The organism is Streptomyces sp. NPDC059452 (assembly GCF_042750035.1).
In the GTDB taxonomy this organism is placed as follows: Bacteria; Actinomycetota; Actinomycetes; order Streptomycetales; family Streptomycetaceae; genus Streptomyces.
Genome location: NZ_JBHYVE010000002.1, coordinates 300724 through 320582, shown reverse-complemented (window position 1 = coordinate 320582; position 19859 = coordinate 300724). Strand labels below are relative to the sequence as shown.

Genomic DNA, 19859 nt, shown 5'->3' with positions numbered 1-19859 from the left:
GTACGAGCAGCGGGCCGTGTGTGCGGGTCGGCGGAGGAATCAGCAGCGGTGGGTACCTGCGAAGGACCGGAACGCGGACCTGGTCGCCGGCCCCGCGTCCCCGTCGACAGCGAGCGAGGCGCCGTGGAGGTTCAGATACCTCTGGAGTGCCTTGACCGTGTTGGGGCCGACGATCCCGTCGATGGAGGAGTTGTAGTAGCCCAGAGAGGTCCAGAACCTCTGCGCCGCCTTCCAGCTGTTCGTGCCCAGCTGCCCGTCGATGGCGCCCGGGGAGTAGCCCCTGGAGCGGAGCAGGCACTGCCAGCTCTTCGCATGGGCGGTGCTCAGCCCCAGGTTGACCACAGCGAGCGGGGCAACGGACTCCGCCGTCACCGTCGGCGCCGAGGACTGTGCGGGCGCCGCGACACTGGTGCCCGCCAGGCCACCGGCCGTGAGCGCGGCAACGGTCACGGCGGTGACACACGCCCGCCTCATGATCTTCGATCGCATCCGGAAAACCTCTCCGTCTCGTAGACCGCCCCAGTGCTGCACCGGGGTTCGAGACCATCTTGTCAACCCGGTCCGATCGTTCACATACTTTTACGTGCTGGCGTAAAAGACGAGGTCCAGGAGGGGGAATCCGATGCTCCGCATCCATTTCACGGATGCCGATTTAGCACAGGTTCAGCTCGCGCCCAGACCTGATCCACTCTGGGAGATCTACTTCAGCCTCCATCGGCTCCAGAGCCGCCGGAGCCTGGGGCCGTACGAGGCATGGCACCGGACCACGCGGAAAGATCTGACCGAAAAAGGGCTGGCCTCGACCGTCCGTGAGGTGCTGCTGCCGCTCTATCCGCGAGGCAGCTATATCCCGGACTTCCTCACCCCCGGCGCGGCAGTCGAAGGCCTCGACGCAGGACTGGACGCGATCCTCGCCGCTCCCCGTGGCCTCGTACAACGCGAGGTCGGAATCCTGGGAGGAGTGAGCAGCGTTCCTTCCTGGACCCGGCGATTGGCCGATCCGCAGAACCGCAGAGTGTTCGTCGAGAAGGTCCGCACCTATTACGGTGTCGCCCTTCGTCCCCACAGCGATGTCATGCAGGCACACCATGACGCCGACCGCTCGCTCCGCGCCCGGACCCTGCTGGACAACGGCATCGACGGGCTGCTCACAGGACTGGGCCCGCACGTCCGGTGGCGCCGCCCGGTCCTGGAGGTCGACTACCCCATCGACCGGGACCTGCATCTGCGCAGCCGTGGCATCACCCTCCTCCCCTCGTACTTCTGCCGGGGCGCCCCCGTAGCACTGGCCGACCCCGATCTCCCGCCCGTTCTCACGTATCCCGTTCACCGTCCGGCCCCGGATGACGGCCGCTCCGCAACTCCCTCCCGACCAGCCCCGCTCTCCGCGCTCATCGGAGCGACCCGCGCCGCCATGCTCCGGGCCACCACGACCGGCGCGACCACCGGCGAGCTCGCCCGAGCCGCCGGCGTATCCGCGGCCTCCGCCACCCGCCACACCACGGTCCTGCGCAACAGCGGCCTGCTCGTCAGCAAACGCCACGGCCCGGTGGTCCTGCACACCCTCACCCCCACAGGCACCGCCTTGCTCCACGCCGGCGGACACCACCCCCCATCGACCTGACCGCCCCCTCCACAAAGGCAACGACCGCTTCGCCCTGCCGACCGAGGAGGCCGCCCCTGAGTCAGGAGGTCTTCTGCCTGCGCTGTGCGGTGATCACACGGGCCGCGAGCGCCAGTGCGAAGACCGCCGGGATGAAGAAGAAGTCCATTCCCTGGAAAAGGGGAACGGAGAGGACCACCCGCACCAGGATCAATGCCGTGTAGAGCAGGGCGGCTATCAGGACACTGGCAGCCAGCGGGCAACACTCAAACCTCGCCCTGCCATACAGGCTCCGTCACACCGGCTCCGCCGACCGGATTCCGCGTTCCAGGAATATCCCCAGGCCGACAGTCAACCTCCGGTCCGCCATTTCAACTCCGCCGCCCATGTGCCGACTTGGGCGCGACGTAGGCCCGGTCGGCCTCGGCCTCGGCCTCAGCCTCAGTCTCCCGATGCCGCCGGGTCAGCCCGTGCGGGGGCTGCGGAGGGAAGCGTCCAGAGTGGTCATCAGCTGCGCGGCACGGCTCTTGCCGCTCGGCGCGAGGGGGTACCGCCGGAGAACGTCGGTCAGGACCGGAGTGGCTCGTTCGCGGGCCTCCTCGATCGCCCTGTCACCGGCCCCAGGGTCTTCGCCCGCCTCGATTTCGGCGATGCGTGCCGCGTTCGCGGCGGCACGCAGGATGTGGCCCACCTGGTGGGCCTTCGAGATCGGGTGCAGATAGGCGGCGGATGCGGCGTCGCCCGCGGCCTGGGCGGCGAGACGCGCGGCTTCGGTGGCGGCCTCCTTCGCCGCTCGGTGCGCTTCCATCGACGTGACGCGCTGAAGTCTGGTCCGGCGGCCACCGTTGATGAACTCCCATGCCGCCTCGATGGCCGAACGGGGCCGGAGATCACCGGGGTTGGCGCCCTCGTACGCCGGGAGGACTTCCTGCGCCGACTCGGCAACGTAGCGTGCCACGGCTCTCAGTTCGTCCATGGTCAGTTCGAAATCACCGCTCACCTGTGCCACGAAGCCGATTCTCACATGCCGGCCGAACGCGCCTCCGCCGCACCCGGAGCATGGCCGCGAGCAGGCTGTTCAGCCGCCGCCCGTTCCCCCCTCCTCCGTACGCCCGGGGAACAGGTGCGGGTACTCCCCCGCGAGCACCACCTCCACCGCTTCGAGGGTGGGGTCCGTGACCTCCCAGTCATGCCCGGAGGGATGACCGGCGAACAGCCCGCACGCGTCCTCACCCCGGGCGTCCGGCACACCGCACCAGGGCAGGCCCGCCAGTACCGCCCTGCCCCGGTTCCACCGGACCCAGACCGCTTCCCTGTTCGCGTCGTCGTCCCACAACATGGCCGCGTGGTCCCCATGGTGGCCATCGGCGAGCTCGCAGAACACGTACCCGGCGTCCGGGGGATCTCCGGGAACGGCCAGCCGGACCACCTGTTTCGGGGGCGGCAGCAGGGCCACGGTGGTGCACTGGTTCATGGGTCGCAAGACCTCCGGTCGTCGTCACCTTCACGGCTCGTCGGTGTCGGTATCGGTGTCGGCATCGGTATCGCTGGTGTCGGTGGTGGTGTCGTCCTCGGATGCGGGCCGTCGGGCCTGGCCGTGGGTGCGTTCGGTGATGAGTTCGCCGAGTGGGTCGGTGACGGAGAAGGAGTGCGGGCCGTGGTGGTGGATGGCGTAGGCGCAGGGGGTGATGGTCTGGGTGAGGAAGTTGCGGAGGAGGGCGGGGCAGGCGGGGAGGACGTCGAGTCGGTAGAGGCGGTGGGTTCCGGTGCCGGTCCACAGGAGCCACAGGTCGCGGTCGTCTCGGGTGTCGGCGGTCCAGAGGTGGGCGGCGTGCTCCACCGTCTCGTCGTGCTCGCCCAGTTCGCAGAGGAGGAAGTCGTCCCGGTGGAGGACGTCCGGCGGGTGGGCGGGGCCGCCTTTCATGGTGGCGAGCGCGAGGAGCGCTTCGAAGTAGGGGACGTCGGTCACGGCGGTGCATTGCAGCACGGGGGTCGGATCTCTTCTTCCGTACGGTGCCGGAGCGGGGCAGTACGAAGCCCCGCCCACGGCTCGGGGCAGGCAGTACTAGGGCAGCACCAGGGGGGTGGGGCTCGTGATTTCGGCGTGCGTTGCCGGAAGGGGGCGGGCTCTATCCCCTCCGTACGGGCCATCCGGCGAGGGTGACGCGCAGTCCGGTGGCGGGGTCGGCCACGGTGAGCAGGGCGGGGAGCCCGCACTCCAGGGCGCGTATCGCGTCGTCCTGGCGCTCGTCGTCACCCGCCCAGGCCCGGAGTCCTTCCGGGGCGTCGGAGCCGTGGAAGGCGACCGGGCGGACATCCCGCGCCCGCAGCCACGGCGAGGACGCAGGCAGGTCCCGCCCATGCCCGTCCGCGAGCCGCAACGCCTGCCGCCGGAGCCACCGCAGGACCAGCCGCCGGTTCGGTACGGAGACCCCACCGAGCCACAACGCCCTCCCACCGGCCCACACCGTGACAGCCGCCACGTAATCCAGATCCCTCATACGCCACGCCCACCACGGTCCGGACACACCACACGCCGCAACCGCTCGGCCGGACGCGGGGTGAGCGCCTGCGTGAGGCGGGGAAAGCGGAGCCGCAGCCGGACCTCCCCCGCCCCCAGGGCGAGGACGACCCGAACCCGTAGGCGCGCGAAGGGGTTCGGTGACTCGGGCGGCCTCACAGCACCTCGCCTCGGCTGCGCGCGTTCATCCGCGCGGTCCGGGCCCGGAGCTGCTCCATGACGAGCGCGGGACGTACGTACCGGGGCTCGACCTCCCACTCCCGCCCGCCGCCCACGGGCCGCAGCGACCAGTAGCAGCCGGCGACCCCTCGGAACTCGCCCACGCGGTCGGCGCGGCTGGTGTCGACCATGAGGGTGCCGGGGGCGGGGAGTTCGGGGCGGTCAGGAGGCCCCTGGGCATTCGGACGCACGTTCTCGCCATCCACCGATAGTTCCTCTCTGTAGCTGAATGACTACCGGAATGGCTCAGCGTGGCCTAGCGTTGAATCTCCTTCAACGTTTCAGGGGTGGAGAGAACGTTGGTAAACCTCAAGGATCTGAACCCGGACGCGAGCCCGGAAGCGGCCTACGGCGCACGTCTGCGCAGTGCGCGCGAGGAGCGGGGGTGGCGGCAGGACGACCTCGCTCAGCGGATCGGGTACACCGGACGTCATGTCTCCGGGGTGGAAACTTGTCATAAATCCCCAACTCGCAAGTTCTCGATCGCCGTTGACGTCGCACTGGGGTTCGTGGGATCGGCCGAGTCGTTCGAGCGCGAGTGGCGGAAGATCAAGCACGGGGTGCTGTTGCAGGGCTTCCCGGAGTACGTGGGGCTGGAGGGCCGGGCGGCGGAGATCAGGCTGTTCGAGGTGGGCGTCATTCCTGGTCTGTTGCAGACGCGGGAGTACGCGCAGGCGCTGGATGACGCAGCGGTCGACCGAGGGGTCATCACCCGTGAACAGGCCGATGAACGGGTCTCGTTCCTCATGGAGCGTCAGGCCGCGCTGCTGCGGGACGTACCGCCGGTGCTGATCGCCGTGCTGGACGAGAGCTGCATCCGTCGGCCGGTCGGCGGCCCGGACGTCATGGAGGCGCAGTTGCAGTATCTGATCGACTTCGCCGCGCAGCCCCACACCACGCTCCAGATCGCCCCCTACAGCATCGGCGAGCATCGGCCCTTCAACCGGTCGGTGAACCTGCTGACCCTCCAGGACCGGTCCGTGGTCTCCTATGTCGAGTCCGAGACGCAGGGGCACCTGGACCGCGAAATCGGCTCCGTCATCCCGCTGGTGAGGGCCTACCATCAGTTGCAGAACGTGTCTCTGTCGCAGACAGATTCCGTGGACTCGATCCACCAGCATCGGAAGGGCACCCCGTGACGACCGAAACCACGACCCAGCAGTGGGTCAAGTCCTCCTACAGCGGCAACGGCGGCACCTGCGTCGAGTGGGCGCCGCGCACCGCGTCCGCCACCGGCATCGTCCCCGTACGCGACTCGAAGAACACGACCGGCCCGGTGCTCAGCATCCCCGCCGCCGCGTTCTCCGCCTTCGTGACGGGCGTCAAGGCCGGGGAGCTGTAGCCGTATGACGACGACCGCATCCCCCTCCGGGCAGCAGTGGGTCAAGTCCTCCTACAGCGGCAACGGCGGTTCCTGCGTGGAGTGGGCGCCGCGCACCGCGTCCGCCACGGGCATCGTCCCCGTACGCGACTCGAAGGACGCCTCCGGCCCGGTGCTGAGCATGCGGGCCGACGCGTTCTCCGCCTTCGTGGCGGGTGTCCGGGCCGGAGACTTCGGCACCGTCTGAACCGGCCGCCGGCCCCAGCACCGCCCCACCCTGCCGCCCAGCAGCGTGGGGCGTCCTGCTGTCCCGGGGCGGTGCGCACCTGGTCGGCCGGGCGCCCCCGGGCCCCGGCCCCGTTCACCTTCGGCCGACGACCGCGTGACCTGCGGGGGCGGGGGCGCGTTCATCAGCCATGCGAAAGATCATCACGTGCGGCCTGCTGGCCGCCGCGGCCCTCTCCGCCGCCCCGCCCGCCTTCGCCGACAACGACAGCAACTTCGGCAGCGGGGTCAACGCCGCGAACAACGGGAACTTCACCGCCGCCGACGTGTGCATCCAGGAACTCGCGGTGGTGCCCGCCCTGAGCGACTGGACCGGCGACCACAAGAACAACTGCTCCAACGGCAACGTCATCGACCACTCCGGCGACACGCCACCGCTGCCCGGTCAGTAACAGCACCACGCGGAATCAGTCGGCGGCCTGAATGAGCCAATCACATTCCGCCTCAACAAGCACTTGCCATCTTGGCAAGCAGGCTCCACAGTGAAATCCCCTGCCGCATAAGGCAGTTCACCGTGGGTGGTGCGCACGCTGGGTCGGGGGCGGAGAGACAGAGCGGCCTCCCCCGGCCACAGCCGTAGCAGGAAGGCACCACGATGAACCAAGCCCAGGCGCGCGAGGCCCTCGCCGCTGCCGACGTGGCCACCTCGCGCATACGGAAGGCCGGTCAACGCCCCCGTACAGCACTGATCCTGCTCCTGGGGGTGCTCATGATGGCCCTGGTGGCGACGTACGGCCTGATCATCCAGCCCAGGTTCTCCTACGCCTTCCCCGTCCCCCTCCCCATCCTGCTCCTGCTCCCCCTGCTGGCCCTCAACATCTACGTGGCGGCCCGACCCGTCGTGCCGCGCCACTACCGCGCGTTCTACTCGGTGACCACGGCGGCCGGGGCGGGTCTCTTCAGCCTGACCGTCACCCTCGGCTTCGCCCGGTTCTCCGGCGAGCCCGGCTGGTGGCTGCCCGGGGCCGTCCTCTGCGGAGTTCCGTTCCTGGTCATCGGCGCGCTGGACCACAAGGCCGGCCGGTCCGTGGGGGACGGGCGGTGAGCCATCCCCGTAAGTCGCTCGACAGCGTGATCCACGCGCCTGTTCGGTTCTCCATCGCGGCCGCGCTCGCGTCGGTCGACGAAGCGGACTTCAGGAGCCTGCGCGACGCCGTCGAGATCACGGACTCGGCCCTCTCCAAGCAGATCGCCCTTCTGGAAGAGGCCGGATACGTCAAGGTCCGCAAGGGTTTTGTCGGCAAGCGCACCCGCACCTGGCTCTCCCTCTCCCCCAAGGGCCGCGCCGCCCTCACCCGCCATGTGGCAGCCCTCCAGGCGATCGCTTCCGGTGCTCCACCGGCAGGGAACACGGACTGACGAGCGGACGGCTGCTCGCTCGGCGCTACTTCTCCGCCCAGTACGCGGCCCGTACCGTCCCCTCCTCGAAGTCCCGGCGGGGCAGGCGCAGGCCGAGGGATTCCTCCAGGGCGTGGAAGTACAGCTCGAACGAGCTGGTCAGTTCGGGGTGGTCCAGCTCGGCTCGGCGCACGGCCCGGTTGAGGAAGTCCAGCTCGCCGCCCCGCAGGTAGGGGGCCTGGCCACGCTCGTACCAGAGCAGCTCCAGCATGCCCCGGTCGTCGTCGACCCGGTGGCCGTCCCGTACGTAGTCGAAGGTGTAGATGGATTTCGCGGAGGTGGCCTCCAGGCGGACGATCTCCTTGATCCCGAGTGCCTCGTACGCCTCCTTGTCGGCGAAGGCTCCCGGCGGGGTGTCATGGTGCAGGAGGAACGTCCACCCGCCCGCTTCCCCGTAACAGCAGCTCTCCCACTGCCGGTCCCAGTGGGCCCGGCCGTTGTCCACCGCCCGCAGGTCCTTCAGGCGCGCACCGGCCGCGACCTGTGCGGGCTCGGCCCCGTACAGGAGGGCCAACTGCTCGGCGTGGACGGTTCGGCCGGGTGCCGCACGGTAGAAGGCAAGCGTCGTGTACGGGGTTTGGTCGCGCCAGGAATCGGCTATCCAGGCGAACCTCTCCAGCGGGTCGCGCCCGCATGCCTCGGCCGTCCCCGTATCGTCCAGGCCGCCGCTGCGGAACCGTCTGCCCCACCCCGGATCGATCCGGCCCAGCGCGTCGGCCAGCTCCTCGGGGCTGCCGCCGCGTTGGCGTATTCCGGCCTCGGCGAGTGTCCCCCTGGTGATCTTCATGAGCGCCAATATTAGGAGAGGCCACTGACAACCGGCCGCCTCCGCCGACCGGTTCAGCGCTCGGCCGGGCAGGGGGCGGGGGCGGACCCTCGGGCGCCCGCTGGACGGCGGGGTCATGCGGGGCGCGTACCCGTGCTGCGTGCGACGGCCGAGCGCGGCTGCGGCCACATCGGCGTAGTGCATCCGGAAGTTCCGTACAGCGACGGGCAGTTATGGCCACAATCAGTCGCATACGGTCCGTGAGGCCCGGCCCGCAGGGGTGTTCACCGTCTTGAACCCGGGAGTGTGCAGCTCATGATTCCAGGAAGGCCCAGCGGGGGCGTACCGCCGATACGCGCACCCCGTTCCCCGGTGCTCCGGCGTACGCGGGCAGCGCGCGTCCTCGTCGCCGGGCTCCTGACCACCGGGCTGACGGTCGCGGCGGGGCCCGCCGCGACCGCTGCTTCGTCCGACGGCCGGGCCCGCGCCGTGGGTTGTGCGAGCCCGGCCCCGCGGGCCCTCGACCGGCTCCCGGGGAGCTTCGCCGTCGTCAGGGCGCTGGGCCGTCCCGGCATCGCGGCGGGGGCGAGCGGCGGCGTGCCGGTGTACTGGACCGGCACCGAGGTCCACCGCGTACCGCTTCCGCCCGGGAACCTCGCGGGGGAAGTCACGGCGATCAACCGGCACGGGCTGATGGTCGGCACGCTCCGCCACCCGAGCACCAACGCGACCACCGCCTTCAGCTTCCGGATCGGGGCCACGAAGGTGCGGCTGCTGCCGGGCGGGATCGCCGCCAACGACGTGAACGACTCCGGTGTGATCGCCGGGGTCGGTTCCGGGCACACCGGAGTGCTGTGGAAGAACAACCGCGTTCACCGGAACCTCACGGTGGACGGTTCCGGCGGCGCGTACGGCGCGGCCTTCACGGCGGTGGGCATCAACAACGCCGGTACGGTCGTCGGGGGCGGCAGCCGCTACATCGGGGGCGAGTGGGTCGGCGTCGGGCTCATCTGGAAGGCCGGTCCGCCCGGGCATGCGCGGACGCTGCTTCCGGAGGCCGCGCCCGGTGAGGGCTACTCCGCCGTGGCCGCCGACATCTCCCGTACGGGCCGTGTCGTGGGCCACCGGCTCTTCACCTGGGGCTCCCCGGTCCGCTGGGACCGCCCGTACACCCAGCCGCCGACCGATGTCGCCGTACCAACGGAGCTCGGGGCCGAGGGGTACTCCACCGCGATCAGCCCGAACGGCCGGCTGACCGCCGGGTACGCGCCCAACCGCTGGGCCGAGCCCGGCGAGGAGAGCGGCGCCGCGCTGGTGTGGACGGGGATCGGCGGCTCGGTGATCACACTGCCGCGCCTGCACCCCCTGGGTACGGCGGAGGCGCATGCCGCCGCCGACGACGGCCGCATCGGTGGGTACGCCACGGGCCTCCCCGCCCCGGAGGAGCCCGAGACCGCGTATCCGGTCATCTGGCGGTGCGGTGGGGCCACTTGAGGGGCCGGGACAGGCCATCGCGCGGGCGGACGAGCGGGGCGAGCGGGGCGACATGCGGGGAGCAGTGAGGCCCTGTAGCTATCCGTCGAGGGATGCGACCGGCTGGCGCAGGACGGTCTTCAGCTTCTCGGGGGCGGTTCTGCGGGGGTCGCTGAGGTAGATCTCGTGATGCATGCCCGTCGGCCGCAGGCCGTTGGCCTTCAGGTAGGTGTGGTGGAGCTCGTGGAGGATGGGCGCCTCGTCGTCGTAGGAGCCGATGTGCAGCACCTGGGCACTGGGGCCTTCGTGGAGGGTGGAGTGGCGGACCTGGGAGATGGCGGGGAGCTTCTTCTTGGCCAGCGCGGCCCGCTGGGCGTCCTCGGCCATCTCCTGGGTGACCGCAGGAGGCAGAGCGATGAGCATCGTCCACTTCCATGAGTCCTTGGCCCGGGCCGTGAAGGCTTCGAACTCGTCCGCCCACCACAGCCCTTCCAGCGGGCCGACGACGAAGTCACCGCTGCCGTCACCGTCCGCCGTGCGCTTGCAGGCGAACTTGAGGGTGTAGGCGACCGCGTAGAGGGCCTCGACCGCGCTGGTGTAGCCGGGCGCGGTGTTGGGGTTGCCCGTACCGTCGATGGCGATGAACCGCTGTTCGGGAACGTCCACGACGGCCCAGGCCGTGTTCTTGGGCGCGTAGAACTCTTTCCACTCCCGCTTGATGTCGTACGGCTTCATGGGCGTCCCGCTTTCCTGGAGGGTGAGCCCATGGTGGCACCCCCCGTTGGGGAGGGGGAGGCGTCCCCGCGACGATCGCTTCGATGAAGTACCCGTCGGGGCCCCCTCTGCACCGGCCTCGCGGGCCAGGAACCGTACGTCATACGAAGGTTCCAGCAGGTGAGTCTGCCAGGAGCGCCTGCCGGGGGTCAGCGCATCCCCATCCCCACCGCCACCGACAGTGCCACGAGCAGTACGCACAGGGTGGCGTTGACGAGCCGGTGTTCCCAGAAGACCGCGACGAACTCCCGGATGGTGGCGCTCGGCCAGAAGTACGCGGCGGTCGGGGAACCGATCACCTGGCCGCGCACCCCCTCCCGGCGGGCGGTCATCGCCGCGCGGAAGGCGTGGAAGTTGTTGGTCACCACGACGCAGACGTAGCGGGCGTCGGCCTCCTCCATCAGCCGCCGGCTGAAGCGCAGGTTCTCGGTGGTCGTGCGGGACCGCGACTCTTCCCGTACGAGCGCCGGGTCGGCACCTTCCGCGACCAGCCAGCGCCCCATGGCCTCCGCCTCCGGCAGCTTCTCGTCCGGGCCCTGGCCGCCGGAGACCAGCAGTACGGGGGCCGTCGCGCCCCGGGCCGCCTGCTTCTGCTGGATGCGGAGTCCGGCCCGCAGGCGCGAGGCGAGCAGCGGAGGGACCCGTTCGCCGCCGATGAGACCCGAGCCCAGCACCACCACGAAGTCCACGTCCCCGCGCACCCGGATGCGACCGTAAAGGAAGGCGTAGGCGAGAAAGCACAGGAAAAGGAAGGAGACGTAACCGGTGACCAGCACGACGGCCAGGATGAAGGTCCGGTACGCGGGCGAGCTGCCCACGTAGTCCGCGGTGACCACCAGCGCCAGTACGGCGAAGATGCCCAGGCCCGCCAGGCCTGACAGAAGGTTGGCCGGGCTGCGGCCCTCCTTGCGGACCATGGTCAGGCCGTTGCCCACGAGGAAGCCGCCGAGGACCACGATCGCGAGTACGGGAACGAGGAAGACCAGCGAGTACACCAGGACGGCCAGGTCCCCCGGCAGCCGGTCCACCTGGGTCAGCAGGGCGAACGACAGGCTCAGCACGGTAAGGCCGAGCAGGACCGCGTTGCGGAACTGACGGCGGTCCTGCCGTACGCCCCAGCAGAACCAGAGGAAGAAGACTGCTGTCGGTACGAAGGCGATCACTGGTGACCTCGGATGTCTCGGCCGGGAAGCGGTGGGGGGAGTGGGGGTGCGGTGGAGTGTGGGGGTGCGGTGCGGTGGAGTGGGGGGCGGTGGAGTGGGGGGGCGGGGCGGAGCTGGGCGAGGGCCTGCGGACCGGGACCGTCACTCCGTCGAGCGGCGGTTCTCCTCCATCCACTCCTCGTTCGTCTGCCAGGCGTACAGCGTGTGGTTCTCCAGCGAAACGTAGTAGGAGCCGCACCGGCCCTGCGCACCGCTCGCCGCGCCCGAGGGGAACCAGGAGGCGCTGATCTCGGGGGCCGGGGCCTTCTTGGCGTCGGCTTCGAGCGGTGTACAGGAGGCGGGGAGGCGGTCGGCGCTGAGCGTGGCCTTGAGGATGCGTTCGCCGCCGGTGGTGCGCATGGCGTACTCGACGGACGCGGCGTCGTCGGGGAGCCAGCGGGGGACGGACTGGCGCTCGGCCTTCGCCGCCTTGCCGGTGGCGTACGAGGAGGTCTGCTCGTGGCGGCCCTCGTACCACTCCTTCGCCTGCGGTACGGCCACCGCGCCTGCCACTCCGAGCACCACCACGGTGCCCACCACGCCTACCAGAACGCCACGCATGTCGTCTCCTGTCAGTGCCCGGGAAATGTCGGAACCCGGGAAAGTTCTTGTTCCTTCCGTCCATTTTCGTGCGCGTATGACCAGGAAACGTCATCCTGTGGGACGTACGGGGATACCTCTCCGGTCGCACACACCCCGAGGCCGTCCCCGAGGTGGCTTCCCTAGCTCTTCTGGAACCTGCTGATCATGAGGACCGTGAGCAGGCCGGAGGCCAGGCCCGCGAGCGCCCAGGGGATGCTCGGGCTGCCGTCATTGAGGTGGTAGCCGATGGTGCAGAAGACGAGCGTCTCGATCAGGACGATGAGCGGCCAGAAGCGCCTTCCCGGCATGCGGTCTCTCCTTCGGTTGAGTTGCGGCTGAGTCGCGGCTGAGTTGAGTTGATGGGAGTTGTCCGACACTCCTGGTCTGCTGGACGAGTCCGCGAAAAGTTTCGGCGACCATGTCGAGAACCCGCACCCGGCTCCGTCCCCGTAGTGGAAGCGACGACAGAGCGACCACGACGGCGACCACCACCGGCCGCCCCGCCCCGCCCCGAGGAGAATGTCATGGCCAAGTATCTGCTGCTCAAGCACTACCGGGGCGCCCCGGAGGCCGTCAACAGCGTGCCCATGGACCAGTGGACGCCCGAGGAGGTCTCGGCGCACATCCAGTACATGAACGACTTCGCGGGCCGGCTGGAGAAGTCCGGGGAGTTCGTCGACGGGCAGGCGCTCGCGCCCGAGGGGGCCTGGGTCCGGTACGACGGGGAGGGGCGGCCGCCGGTCACCGACGGGCCGTTCGCCGAGACCAAGGACCTGATCGCCGGGTGGATGATCATCGACGTCGACACGTACGAACGGGCCGTCGAGCTGGCCGGGGAGCTGTCGGCCGCCCCGGGTGCGGGCGGGAAGCCGATCCACGAGTGGCTGGAGCTGCGGCCGTTCCTGACCGCGCCGCCCACCATCTCGGAGTGACCTGATCCGATGGAGTCGATGGGGGCCGTGGAGTCGATGGGGGCTATGGGGGCTATGGACGAGCTGGTGCTCCGGAGTCTGATCCCGGGCGTGCTCGGGGTTCTCGTCCGCCGCGGAGCCGACTTCGCGGCGGCCGAGGGCGCCGTGCAGGACGCGCTGATCGAGGCCGTGCGCGTCTGGCCCGACGATCCGCCGCGCGACCCGAAGGGGTGGCTGGTCACCGTGGCCTGGCGGCGGTTCCTCGACGCGACGCGGGCCGAGGCCGCCCGGCGGCGGCGCGAGGACCGGGTGGAGGAGGAGCCCGCGCCCGGGCCCGCGCCGAGGGCGGACGACACGCTCCAGCTCTACTTCCTCTGCGCCCATCCCTCCCTCACGCCCTCGTCCGCCGTCGCGCTCACCCTGCGCGCGGTCGGCGGGCTCACCACTCGGCAGATCGCCCGCGCCTATCTGGTGCCCGAGGCGACCATGGCGCAGCGGATCAGCCGGGCCAAGCGGACCGTGTCGGACGTGCGGTTCGACCGGCCCGGCGATGTCGCCACCGTGCTGCGCGTCCTCTACCTGGTCTTCAACGAGGGGTACTCCGGCGACCTCGACCTCGCCGCCGAGGCCATCCGGCTCACCCGGCAGCTCGCGGCCGTGATCGACCACCCGGAGGTGGCGGGGCTGCTCGCCCTGATGCTGCTCCACCACGCCCGGCGCGACGCCCGGACCGCGCCGGACGGCAGCCTGGTGCCGCTCGCCGAGCAGGACCGGGGGCGGTGGGACACCGGGGCCATCGCGGAGGGGGTACGGATTCTTCAGGCGGCCCTCGCCCGCGAACGGCTGGGCGAGTACCAGGCCCAGGCCGCCGTCGCCGCGCTCCACGCGGACGCGCCCACCGCCGCCGAGACCGACTGGGTGCAGATCGTGGAGTGGTACGACGAGCTGGTGCGGCTGACCGGCAGTCCGGTCGTACGGCTCAACCGTGCGGTGGCCGTGGGCGAGGCCGACGGGGCGCGCGCCGGGCTCGCCGCCCTCGCGGAGGTCGACGGTTCGCTGCCCCGGTACGCGGCGGTGTCCGCGTACCTCCATGAGCGGGACGGCGACCTGGGGGCGGCGGCGCGGCTCTACGCCGAAGCCGCCCGCAAGGCGCAGAACGTTGCCGAGCGCGACCATCTGACCCGGCAGGCCGCCCGTCTCAACTCCCGGAAGGAGCTCGACTCCCGGAAGGAGCTCAACTCCCGGAAGGAGCTCAACTCCGGGAAAGAGCTCAACTCCCGGAAGGAGTAGGCGTCCGCGCCCCGTCCGTCACCCGCTCCAGGTCGTAGAAGTCCGCCACGCAGCCACCCGGCCAGTACCGGTCACCGCCCCGGCTGAACGGCTCCAGCATGGCGCTGATGACGAGCCGTTCGTACGGCATCACCCGCTCGCCGTCCGCCGCCCCCGCCCGCAGCCGCCGGTCCTGGGCGTCCCACTTCTCCGCCCTGGCCCGCATGTTGGTGTCCAGGTTGAGCAGCGAGACCGCCGGACCGAAGCAGACCAGGACGCAGAGCGCGGCGCACACGGCCTTGACCGGGGCGGTACGGCGTACGTGCTGCCGCACCGCAAGGCCGATCAGCGCCCCGGCTCCGACGAGGAGGATCACGTACAGCAGGAGGTAGTCGTTCCAGAGCCGGTTGGCGCTCGGGTCGCTCACGCGGTCCCGGAAGACCGGGTACGCGATCACCGTGCACAGGTAGCCGGAGATCAGGAGCGTGAGCAGGGCGGTCCAGGCCAGCAGGGGCCAGTGGGCCGGTGGGCGGAGGGGGGCGCCGTTCCGGCGGGTGGCGAGCAGGCCGAGCAGGACGCCGACCGCCACCGCGCCCACGTACTGCCAGGTGGTCACCACCGTCACCGTGATCTCCGCGAAGGCGCGCAGCGAGGCGACGAGCGAGTCCGGGGCGAGCAGGGACGTGGTCTCGGCGCCGAACCGTTCGCGCCGGTGGATGGAGCCGGGTGAGGTCATGAGGACGAGGGCGCCCGCCAACGTTCCGGCGATGCCCGCCACGCACCACCAGCGGACGTACGCCCGTTCCCGGGAGGAGGCGGGGGCCATCCGGCCGCTCAGGAACAGCGTCGCCAGCAGCACCATCACCACCACGATCGCCGTCTCCTCGGAGAGCGTGGCGAGGAACGCGCCCGCGAGCACCGCGACCACGAGGGCGGCCCCTCTGCCCCGGCGGGTACGGGCGGTCAGCAGCGGGATCAGGGCGGCGCAGGCCAGGACCGGGGGCAGGGTGTGGGAGACCGAGGCGGCGGGCCAGTAGAACGTCTTGTACGTGTTCGGCGTGACGAACAGGAACAGCGCGGTCACCATCGCCGCGAGCAGCAGCGGCAGCCCGCGCGGCACCGTGATCCCGCCCCGGCGCAGAGCGAGGACGGTCACCGCCCACAGGACGGCGAGGACCAGCACGCCGCTCACCGCCGGGTACCACTGGTGTCCGGCGACTTGGAACTTCGCGTAGGTTCCGACCAGCAGCGCGTTGGCGACACGTCCGTTGTCGTCGAAGTAGAACTTTCCGACCAGGCCGGTGATGCCGTCGTCCCGTACGGCGGGGAGGAAGCACCAGTCGTCGGCGCTGGGCCGCACCCACCGGCCGAACCAGGAGGCGGCGGCGAGCAGGGCGAGGGGCGGGAGCGCGAGGGCGCTCACCCAGAGCGCGGTCCAGGGGTGCGGATCCGGGGGGCGTGGAATGCGCGCCTGTGTCTCACCCGGATCCCCCGTCCCGTCCGACACGGCAGGTTCCGGGGCGCTGTCCGTCATCGTGGGTCTCACCGGTCCTCGGGGGAGCGCACGGGGGTGTGGGGGGCCGCGGAAGGGCGTGTGGAGGTCCGTGCGGAGAGGGGCCTGTCCGCCGTCGGACGGCCGGTCAGCGGCCGGGCCGCCCGCTCCCGTACGGAAGTCTCGGAGACCTCGCGAACCTCAGATGCCTCCGAGGTCTCCGAGGTCTCCGAGGTCTCCGAGGTCTCCGTACGGCGGCGGCCCGACATGATCGCCCACCGGGCCAGCAGGAAGGAGACCGGCGTGACGATCACCCCGGCCGCCAGCGCGGCAAGGTTCTTGTCCATCCCGAGACCACTGACCGCGCCGTAGAGCAGTGCTCCGGAGGCGACCAGGTTGACCAGGCTGGAGAGCGGGAAGCGGACGAACGCGTGCCAGGTCGGCTTCGTCCGGCAGGTGACGTAGGAGTTGAGCAGGAACGAGCAGACGATGCTGACCGCGTAGCCGAGGACATGGGCCACGAGGTAGGGGATCCAGCGGTTCAGTGACGCGTAGACGCCCAGGTAGACGGCCGTGTTCACGCAGCCGATGAGGACGAAGCTGCCGAACTGTCGCGCCGTACGGGTGCGGCCGGAGGGCGCGAGTTCGTCGGGCTCGCCGAGCACCAGCGGGCCGGACGGCAGGCGGTGGGGATGGTGGCGGTGGAGGGGGTGGTGAGGGCCGTCCGGCAGGGTGCGGCAGCTCGCGTCGGTCTCCCGCACCACGTACGGCGGGCGGTGCTTCGTCTCGTGGTAGATCCGGCCCACGTACTCGCCGATGACCCCGAGGGTGACCAGCTGGATGCCGCTCAGCGCGACAACAGCCGTGAGGAGGGTCGCGTACCCCGGGGTGTCCGCGCCGTGCAGGACCACGGTGACCACCGTCCACAGCGCGTACGCCAGGGCCGAGACGAAGACCCAGAAGCCGGTGTAGATGGCGAGGCGGAGGGGACGGTTGTTGAAGGAGAGCAGTCCGTCGATGCCGTAGTTGAGCAGCCGTCTGCTCCCCCACTTCGACCGGCCGGCCGCGCGCTCGCTGTTGCGGTAGCGGAAGCTGACCGTGTCGAAGCCGATCCAGGAGAAGATCCCCTTGGAGAACCGGTTGCTCTCGGGGAGGGAGAGGACGCTCGCCACGGCCCGCCGCGACAGCAGCCGGAAGTCGCCGGAGCCGTCGATCAGCTCCACGTCCATGCACCGCCGCACCAGGGCGTAGTACGTGTGGCTGAGCGTGGAGCGCACCATGCCCTCGCCCGCCCGGTCGCGGCGCGGGATGACCTGGTCGTAGCCGTGCCGGTGCAGTTCGAGCATGCGGGGGATCAGCTCGGGCGGGTGCTGGAGGTCGGCGTCCATGATGACCACCGCCGCGCCGCGCGACATGCGCAGCCCGGCGAGCATGGCGGCCTCCTTGCCGAAGTTGCGGCTGAAGGCGGTGTAGTGGACCCGCTCGTCGCGCAGGGCGAGGGTGCCGAGGAGTTCCCGGGTCGCGTCGCTGCTGCCGTCGTCCACGTAGCAGATCTCGAAGGGGGCGCCGAGCCCTTCCAGGACGGGGAGCAGGGCGGCGTGGAAGGTGTCGAGCACCTCGGCCTCGTTGAAGCACGGCACGACGACGGAGAGCTGAAGGCCGGTCATGTGACATCTCCAGGCTTCGGCCGGGTCACCCACGTGGGGCCTGTCTTGTTGCGGTTTCTCTACATTTGCCCATCCCGTGAGGGAGGCCGGGGCTTCCGAGCCCGGACGCGCGGGCCGCCGCGCCCTTTCATCCGAACAGCGCAGACCCGTACGGGAGGGCCGTCGGAGCTCCGGTCGCGGGGGTCGTAACCCGGACATAGCCTCACGAACGTGACGCCATTCGTGGACCGAAACCGGCGCGCCGCGCCCGGCAGGGGCTGGCTCCGGCCGGTGGACAGGGCTCTGCTCGCCGCGCTCCTCGCCCTGTGCTGGCTCGCGCTGCCCGGGGCCGCGACCGCTCGTGCCGACGACCCCGTGGAGCTCTCCCGGGACGGCCAGATCACCGACCGGGTGGGCGCCCTCCAGGACCGTGCGAACGCGGTGGAGGACGCCCTCGACCGGCTGTACGCGGAACGGCGCATCCAGCTCTTCGTCGTGTACGTACGCGATTTCTCCGGGCGCTCCGGGCAGGCCTGGAGCGACGAGACCGCCGACCGCAACGGGCTGGGCCAGGACGACGTGCTGCTCTCCGTCGCCACCCGCGCCCGGCAGTACGCCTACTCCGTGGACGCGGACTCCCGGCTCACCGACGAGCAGTTGCGCGAGGTGGCGTCCACCGCGATCGAGCCCGCGCTGCGGGAGAACGACTGGGCGGGGGCCGCGATCGGGGCGGCGGACGGATACGTCTCCGTCCTGGCCGGACGCCCGGTGACCACCCCCGCCATCACCCCCGGCCCCGCCGACCCCGGTACGGGCGCCTCCGGCCCCTCCGGCGCGGGTGACTTCATCCTGCCGGTGGCCGTCGTCGGGGGCGCGGGGGCGCTCGCCGTGTACGCGTACACCCGGCGCAAGCGGCGCTCCACGACCCGCACCACCCCGGCGGCGACCGGCTGGGGGCGGCCCCCGGAGGCGGAGGATGCGCCGGTCCCGCTGGAGGAGCTGGACGCGCGGGCGAAGCAGGTGCTGGTGGACACCGATGACGCGGTCCGCACCAGCGAGGAGGAACTCGGCTTCGCGACCGCCCAGTTCGGGGAGGAGGCGGCGAAGCCCTTCACCGAGGCGGTCGCACGGGCCAAGGACGAGCTGACGCGGTCGTTCCGGTTGCGCCAGCAGCTCGACGACGCCTTCCCGGAGGACGATCCGACCCGCCGCCGGATGCTGGAGGAGATCATCAGCAGGTGCACGGCCGCCGACGAGGGGCTGGACACGGTCGCGGCGGACTTCGACCGGCTGCGCGCCCTGGAACGCAACGCGCCCGAGGCCCTGGCCGCCGTCGAGGCCACGTTCCGTACGCTCACCGGCCGCGTGTCGGCGGCCGAGGCGACGGTGGCGGGGATGCGCGAGCGGTACGGGGACGGGGTCGGCGCCCCCGTCGCGGGCGATGTCGAGCAGGCGAAGGACCGGCTCGTCTTCGCCACCTCCGCCCTGGACCGGGCCCGCCAGGCGGTCGACGCCACCGACCACGCCCGGGCCGCCGTCTACATCCGGGCCGCCGAAGGCGCGGTCGGGCAGGCGGGCACCCTCATCGACGCGGTGGACCGGCGCTCGGCCGAGCTGGGCGAGGCGGCCGGGAAGCTCCCCGGGGCCCTCACCGAGACGGAGACCGACCTCGCCGACGCGCGGGGCCTCCTCGAAGGCACCGCGCCCGGCGCCTCCACCGCGGACCTGCGGGGCCGGATCGCCCGCGCGGAGGCCGTACTCACGACCGTACGAGAGGCGATGGCGGCGGGCCCGTACGACCCGGTCGACGCCCTGCGCCGGGTGGAGGAGGCGGACGCGGCCCTGGACGAGGCGCTCGCCGGGGCCCGGGAGCGGGAGGAGGGCGGTCGGCGGGCCCGCTCGCTCCTGGACCAGGCGATGCTGACCGCGCGCTCCGCGATCGGGGCGGCGGCCGACTACATCACCACCAGCCGGGGCGCGGTCGGCGCCGAGGCCCGCACCCGTCTCGCGGAGGCCCAGCGGCGGTGGGAGCGGGCCCGGCAGCTCTCCGACGGCGACGACGCCCAGGGCGCGCTGGCCGAGGCGCAGCAGGCGGACGCGCTGGCCCGGCAGGCGCTGAGCCTGGCCGAGCAGGACGTACGGAGCTTCCGCGGCCCCCGGGGACCCGGCGGCGGGATGCGGGGCGGGGGCGGCGGGATGGGCGGGGCGGTGCTGGGCGGAATCATCCTCGGCGGCCTCTTCGGCGGAGGCGGGGGCGGGGGCGGGGGCGGCCGGGGCGGAGGCTTCGGTGGCGGCCTCGGCGGGGGCGGCGGCCGGTCCGGGGGCTTCGGCGCCGGACCGGGCAGTTTCGGCGGGGGCGGCACACGGGGGCGCCGGGGCGGCGGAGGGCGCTTCTGA

24 protein-coding genes are annotated in these 19859 nt (G+C 71.4%); 11 read left to right on the top strand and 13 right to left on the bottom strand.

Annotation, left to right across the window (positions count from 1 at the left end; genetic code table 11):
• Nucleotides 1-39 precede the first annotated feature (39 nt).
• Nucleotides 40-489: a peptidoglycan-binding domain-containing protein gene (locus ACFW9Z_RS04395; protein WP_384634150.1), complete on the bottom strand. Its 450-nt coding sequence runs from the start codon at nt 487-489 to the stop codon at nt 40-42.
• Between the two features lie 133 nt (nt 490-622).
• Between ACFW9Z_RS04395 and ACFW9Z_RS04390 the strand changes: the two genes are divergently transcribed.
• Entirely contained in the window at nt 623-1624 is a 1002-nt protein-coding gene (locus ACFW9Z_RS04390; protein WP_384634148.1) for an ArsR/SmtB family transcription factor, read from the top strand.
• Between the two features lie 442 nt (nt 1625-2066).
• Here the strand turns inward: ACFW9Z_RS04390 and ACFW9Z_RS04385 are convergent, their stop codons facing one another.
• The 5 genes from ACFW9Z_RS04385 to ACFW9Z_RS04365 form a co-directional block, all read right to left on the bottom strand.
• Nucleotides 2067-2612, bottom strand: a complete 546-nt coding sequence (locus ACFW9Z_RS04385; RefSeq protein WP_384634145.1) for a putative immunity protein — start codon at nt 2610-2612, stop codon at nt 2067-2069.
• Between the two features lie 69 nt (nt 2613-2681).
• On the bottom strand, nt 2682-3077 hold the full coding sequence (locus ACFW9Z_RS04380; RefSeq protein WP_384634143.1) for a hypothetical protein: 396 nt from the start codon (nt 3075-3077) through the stop codon (nt 2682-2684).
• 30 nt (nt 3078-3107) lie between these two features.
• Entirely contained in the window at nt 3108-3590 is a 483-nt protein-coding gene (locus ACFW9Z_RS04375; protein ID WP_384634140.1) for a hypothetical protein, read from the bottom strand.
• A 142-nt stretch (nt 3591-3732) separates the two neighbouring features.
• On the bottom strand, nt 3733-4104 hold the full coding sequence (locus ACFW9Z_RS04370; RefSeq protein ID WP_384634137.1) for a hypothetical protein: 372 nt from the start codon (nt 4102-4104) through the stop codon (nt 3733-3735).
• A 175-nt stretch (nt 4105-4279) separates the two neighbouring features.
• Nucleotides 4280-4549 carry a hypothetical protein gene (locus ACFW9Z_RS04365; RefSeq protein WP_384634134.1) on the bottom strand — a complete coding sequence of 90 codons (270 nt, stop codon included), beginning with the start codon at nt 4547-4549 and terminating at the stop codon, nt 4280-4282.
• A gap of 93 nt (nt 4550-4642) precedes the next feature.
• Here ACFW9Z_RS04365 and ACFW9Z_RS04360 point away from each other — a divergent pair, with 93 nt between their 5' ends.
• From ACFW9Z_RS04360 to ACFW9Z_RS04335, 6 genes are all read left to right on the top strand, one after another.
• On the top strand, nt 4643-5482 hold the full coding sequence (locus ACFW9Z_RS04360; protein WP_384634621.1) for a helix-turn-helix domain-containing protein: 840 nt from the start codon (nt 4643-4645) through the stop codon (nt 5480-5482).
• Nucleotides 5479-5685 (top strand): DUF397 domain-containing protein, encoded by a 207-nt coding sequence (locus tag ACFW9Z_RS04355; protein ID WP_384634131.1) that lies wholly within the window; start codon nt 5479-5481, stop codon nt 5683-5685. The genes ACFW9Z_RS04360 and ACFW9Z_RS04355 overlap by 4 nt, the downstream gene beginning before the upstream one ends.
• A 4-nt stretch (nt 5686-5689) precedes the next feature.
• Nucleotides 5690-5911, top strand: a complete 222-nt coding sequence (locus tag ACFW9Z_RS04350; RefSeq protein ID WP_384634129.1) for a DUF397 domain-containing protein — start codon at nt 5690-5692, stop codon at nt 5909-5911.
• 169 nt (nt 5912-6080) lie between these two features.
• Complete coding sequence (locus ACFW9Z_RS04345; RefSeq protein WP_384634126.1) at nt 6081-6341, top strand: hypothetical protein; 261 nt, start codon at nt 6081-6083, stop codon at nt 6339-6341.
• A gap of 203 nt (nt 6342-6544) precedes the next feature.
• The gene (locus ACFW9Z_RS04340) at nt 6545-6994 is read left to right on the top strand and encodes a hypothetical protein (protein WP_384634123.1); all 450 of its coding nucleotides are present in this window, start codon (nt 6545-6547) and stop codon (nt 6992-6994) included.
• Nucleotides 6991-7308, top strand: coding sequence for a winged helix-turn-helix domain-containing protein (locus tag ACFW9Z_RS04335; protein ID WP_384634120.1), 318 nt, complete (start codon nt 6991-6993; stop codon nt 7306-7308). Before ACFW9Z_RS04340 ends, ACFW9Z_RS04335 begins: the two co-directional genes overlap by 4 nt.
• A gap of 25 nt (nt 7309-7333) precedes the next feature.
• Here the strand turns inward: ACFW9Z_RS04335 and ACFW9Z_RS04330 are convergent, their stop codons facing one another.
• Nucleotides 7334-8134 (bottom strand): hypothetical protein, encoded by an 801-nt coding sequence (locus ACFW9Z_RS04330; protein ID WP_384634118.1) that lies wholly within the window; start codon nt 8132-8134, stop codon nt 7334-7336.
• 351 nt (nt 8135-8485) lie between these two features.
• Here ACFW9Z_RS04330 and ACFW9Z_RS04325 point away from each other — a divergent pair, with 351 nt between their 5' ends.
• Nucleotides 8486-9607, top strand: a complete 1122-nt coding sequence (locus tag ACFW9Z_RS04325) for a hypothetical protein (protein ID WP_384634115.1) — start codon at nt 8486-8488, stop codon at nt 9605-9607.
• A gap of 78 nt (nt 9608-9685) precedes the next feature.
• Here ACFW9Z_RS04325 and ACFW9Z_RS04320 read toward each other — a convergent pair whose 3' ends face one another.
• The 4 genes from ACFW9Z_RS04320 to ACFW9Z_RS04305 form a co-directional block, all read right to left on the bottom strand.
• Nucleotides 9686-10321 (bottom strand): GyrI-like domain-containing protein, encoded by a 636-nt coding sequence (locus tag ACFW9Z_RS04320; RefSeq protein WP_384634112.1) that lies wholly within the window; start codon nt 10319-10321, stop codon nt 9686-9688.
• 188 nt (nt 10322-10509) lie between these two features.
• On the bottom strand, nt 10510-11523 hold the full coding sequence (locus ACFW9Z_RS04315) for a YdcF family protein (RefSeq protein ID WP_384634109.1): 1014 nt from the start codon (nt 11521-11523) through the stop codon (nt 10510-10512).
• A 141-nt stretch (nt 11524-11664) separates the two neighbouring features.
• On the bottom strand, nt 11665-12123 hold the full coding sequence (locus tag ACFW9Z_RS04310; protein ID WP_384634107.1) for a hypothetical protein: 459 nt from the start codon (nt 12121-12123) through the stop codon (nt 11665-11667).
• A gap of 161 nt (nt 12124-12284) precedes the next feature.
• A complete protein-coding gene (locus tag ACFW9Z_RS04305; protein WP_384634104.1) occupies nt 12285-12452 on the bottom strand; it encodes a hypothetical protein in 168 nt (55 codons plus the stop codon).
• A gap of 216 nt (nt 12453-12668) precedes the next feature.
• On the opposite strand from ACFW9Z_RS04305, the gene ACFW9Z_RS04300 reads away from it, so the two are divergent.
• Nucleotides 12669-13076 carry a YciI family protein gene (locus ACFW9Z_RS04300; RefSeq protein WP_384634102.1) on the top strand — a complete coding sequence of 136 codons (408 nt, stop codon included), beginning with the start codon at nt 12669-12671 and terminating at the stop codon, nt 13074-13076.
• 54 nt (nt 13077-13130) lie between these two features.
• A complete protein-coding gene (locus ACFW9Z_RS04295; RefSeq protein WP_384634618.1) occupies nt 13131-14345 on the top strand; it encodes an RNA polymerase sigma factor in 1215 nt (404 codons plus the stop codon).
• Here ACFW9Z_RS04295 and ACFW9Z_RS04290 read toward each other — a convergent pair.
• Nucleotides 14326-15858: a DUF6056 family protein gene (locus ACFW9Z_RS04290; RefSeq protein WP_384634099.1), complete on the bottom strand. Its 1533-nt coding sequence runs from the start codon at nt 15856-15858 to the stop codon at nt 14326-14328. The genes ACFW9Z_RS04295 and ACFW9Z_RS04290 overlap by 20 nt on opposite strands.
• A gap of 8 nt (nt 15859-15866) precedes the next feature.
• Nucleotides 15867-17483, bottom strand: a complete 1617-nt coding sequence (locus tag ACFW9Z_RS04285; protein WP_384634096.1) for a glycosyltransferase — start codon at nt 17481-17483, stop codon at nt 15867-15869.
• Between the two features lie 222 nt (nt 17484-17705).
• Here ACFW9Z_RS04285 and ACFW9Z_RS04280 point away from each other — a divergent pair, with 222 nt between their 5' ends.
• Nucleotides 17706-19859, top strand: a complete 2154-nt coding sequence (locus ACFW9Z_RS04280) for a TPM domain-containing protein (RefSeq protein WP_384634615.1) — start codon at nt 17706-17708, stop codon at nt 19857-19859.

Excerpts from the sequence above, each read along its gene's own strand:
- ACFW9Z_RS04395 (WP_384634150.1), bottom strand. The coding sequence starts at position 489 with ATGCGATCGAAGATCATGAGGCGGGCGTGTGTCACCGCCGTGACCGTT.
- ACFW9Z_RS04370 (WP_384634137.1), bottom strand. The coding sequence starts at position 4,104 with ATGAGGGATCTGGATTACGTGGCGGCTGTCACGGTGTGGGCCGGTGGG.
- ACFW9Z_RS04380 (WP_384634143.1), bottom strand. The coding sequence starts at position 3,077 with ATGAACCAGTGCACCACCGTGGCCCTGCTGCCGCCCCCGAAACAGGTG.
- ACFW9Z_RS04285 (WP_384634096.1), bottom strand. The coding sequence starts at position 17,483 with ATGACCGGCCTTCAGCTCTCCGTCGTCGTGCCGTGCTTCAACGAGGCC.
- ACFW9Z_RS04345 (WP_384634126.1), top strand. The coding sequence starts at position 6,081 with ATGCGAAAGATCATCACGTGCGGCCTGCTGGCCGCCGCGGCCCTCTCC.
- ACFW9Z_RS04295 (WP_384634618.1), top strand. The coding sequence starts at position 13,131 with ATGGACGAGCTGGTGCTCCGGAGTCTGATCCCGGGCGTGCTCGGGGTT.
- ACFW9Z_RS04290 (WP_384634099.1), bottom strand. The coding sequence starts at position 15,858 with ATGACGGACAGCGCCCCGGAACCTGCCGTGTCGGACGGGACGGGGGAT.
- ACFW9Z_RS04320 (WP_384634112.1), bottom strand. The coding sequence starts at position 10,321 with ATGAAGCCGTACGACATCAAGCGGGAGTGGAAAGAGTTCTACGCGCCC.
- ACFW9Z_RS04330 (WP_384634118.1), bottom strand. The coding sequence starts at position 8,134 with ATGAAGATCACCAGGGGGACACTCGCCGAGGCCGGAATACGCCAACGC.
- ACFW9Z_RS04340 (WP_384634123.1), top strand. The coding sequence starts at position 6,545 with ATGAACCAAGCCCAGGCGCGCGAGGCCCTCGCCGCTGCCGACGTGGCC.
- ACFW9Z_RS04390 (WP_384634148.1), top strand. The coding sequence starts at position 623 with ATGCTCCGCATCCATTTCACGGATGCCGATTTAGCACAGGTTCAGCTC.
- ACFW9Z_RS04300 (WP_384634102.1), top strand. The coding sequence starts at position 12,669 with ATGGCCAAGTATCTGCTGCTCAAGCACTACCGGGGCGCCCCGGAGGCC.
- ACFW9Z_RS04305 (WP_384634104.1), bottom strand. The coding sequence starts at position 12,452 with ATGCCGGGAAGGCGCTTCTGGCCGCTCATCGTCCTGATCGAGACGCTC.
- ACFW9Z_RS04310 (WP_384634107.1), bottom strand. The coding sequence starts at position 12,123 with ATGCGTGGCGTTCTGGTAGGCGTGGTGGGCACCGTGGTGGTGCTCGGA.
- ACFW9Z_RS04350 (WP_384634129.1), top strand. The coding sequence starts at position 5,690 with ATGACGACGACCGCATCCCCCTCCGGGCAGCAGTGGGTCAAGTCCTCC.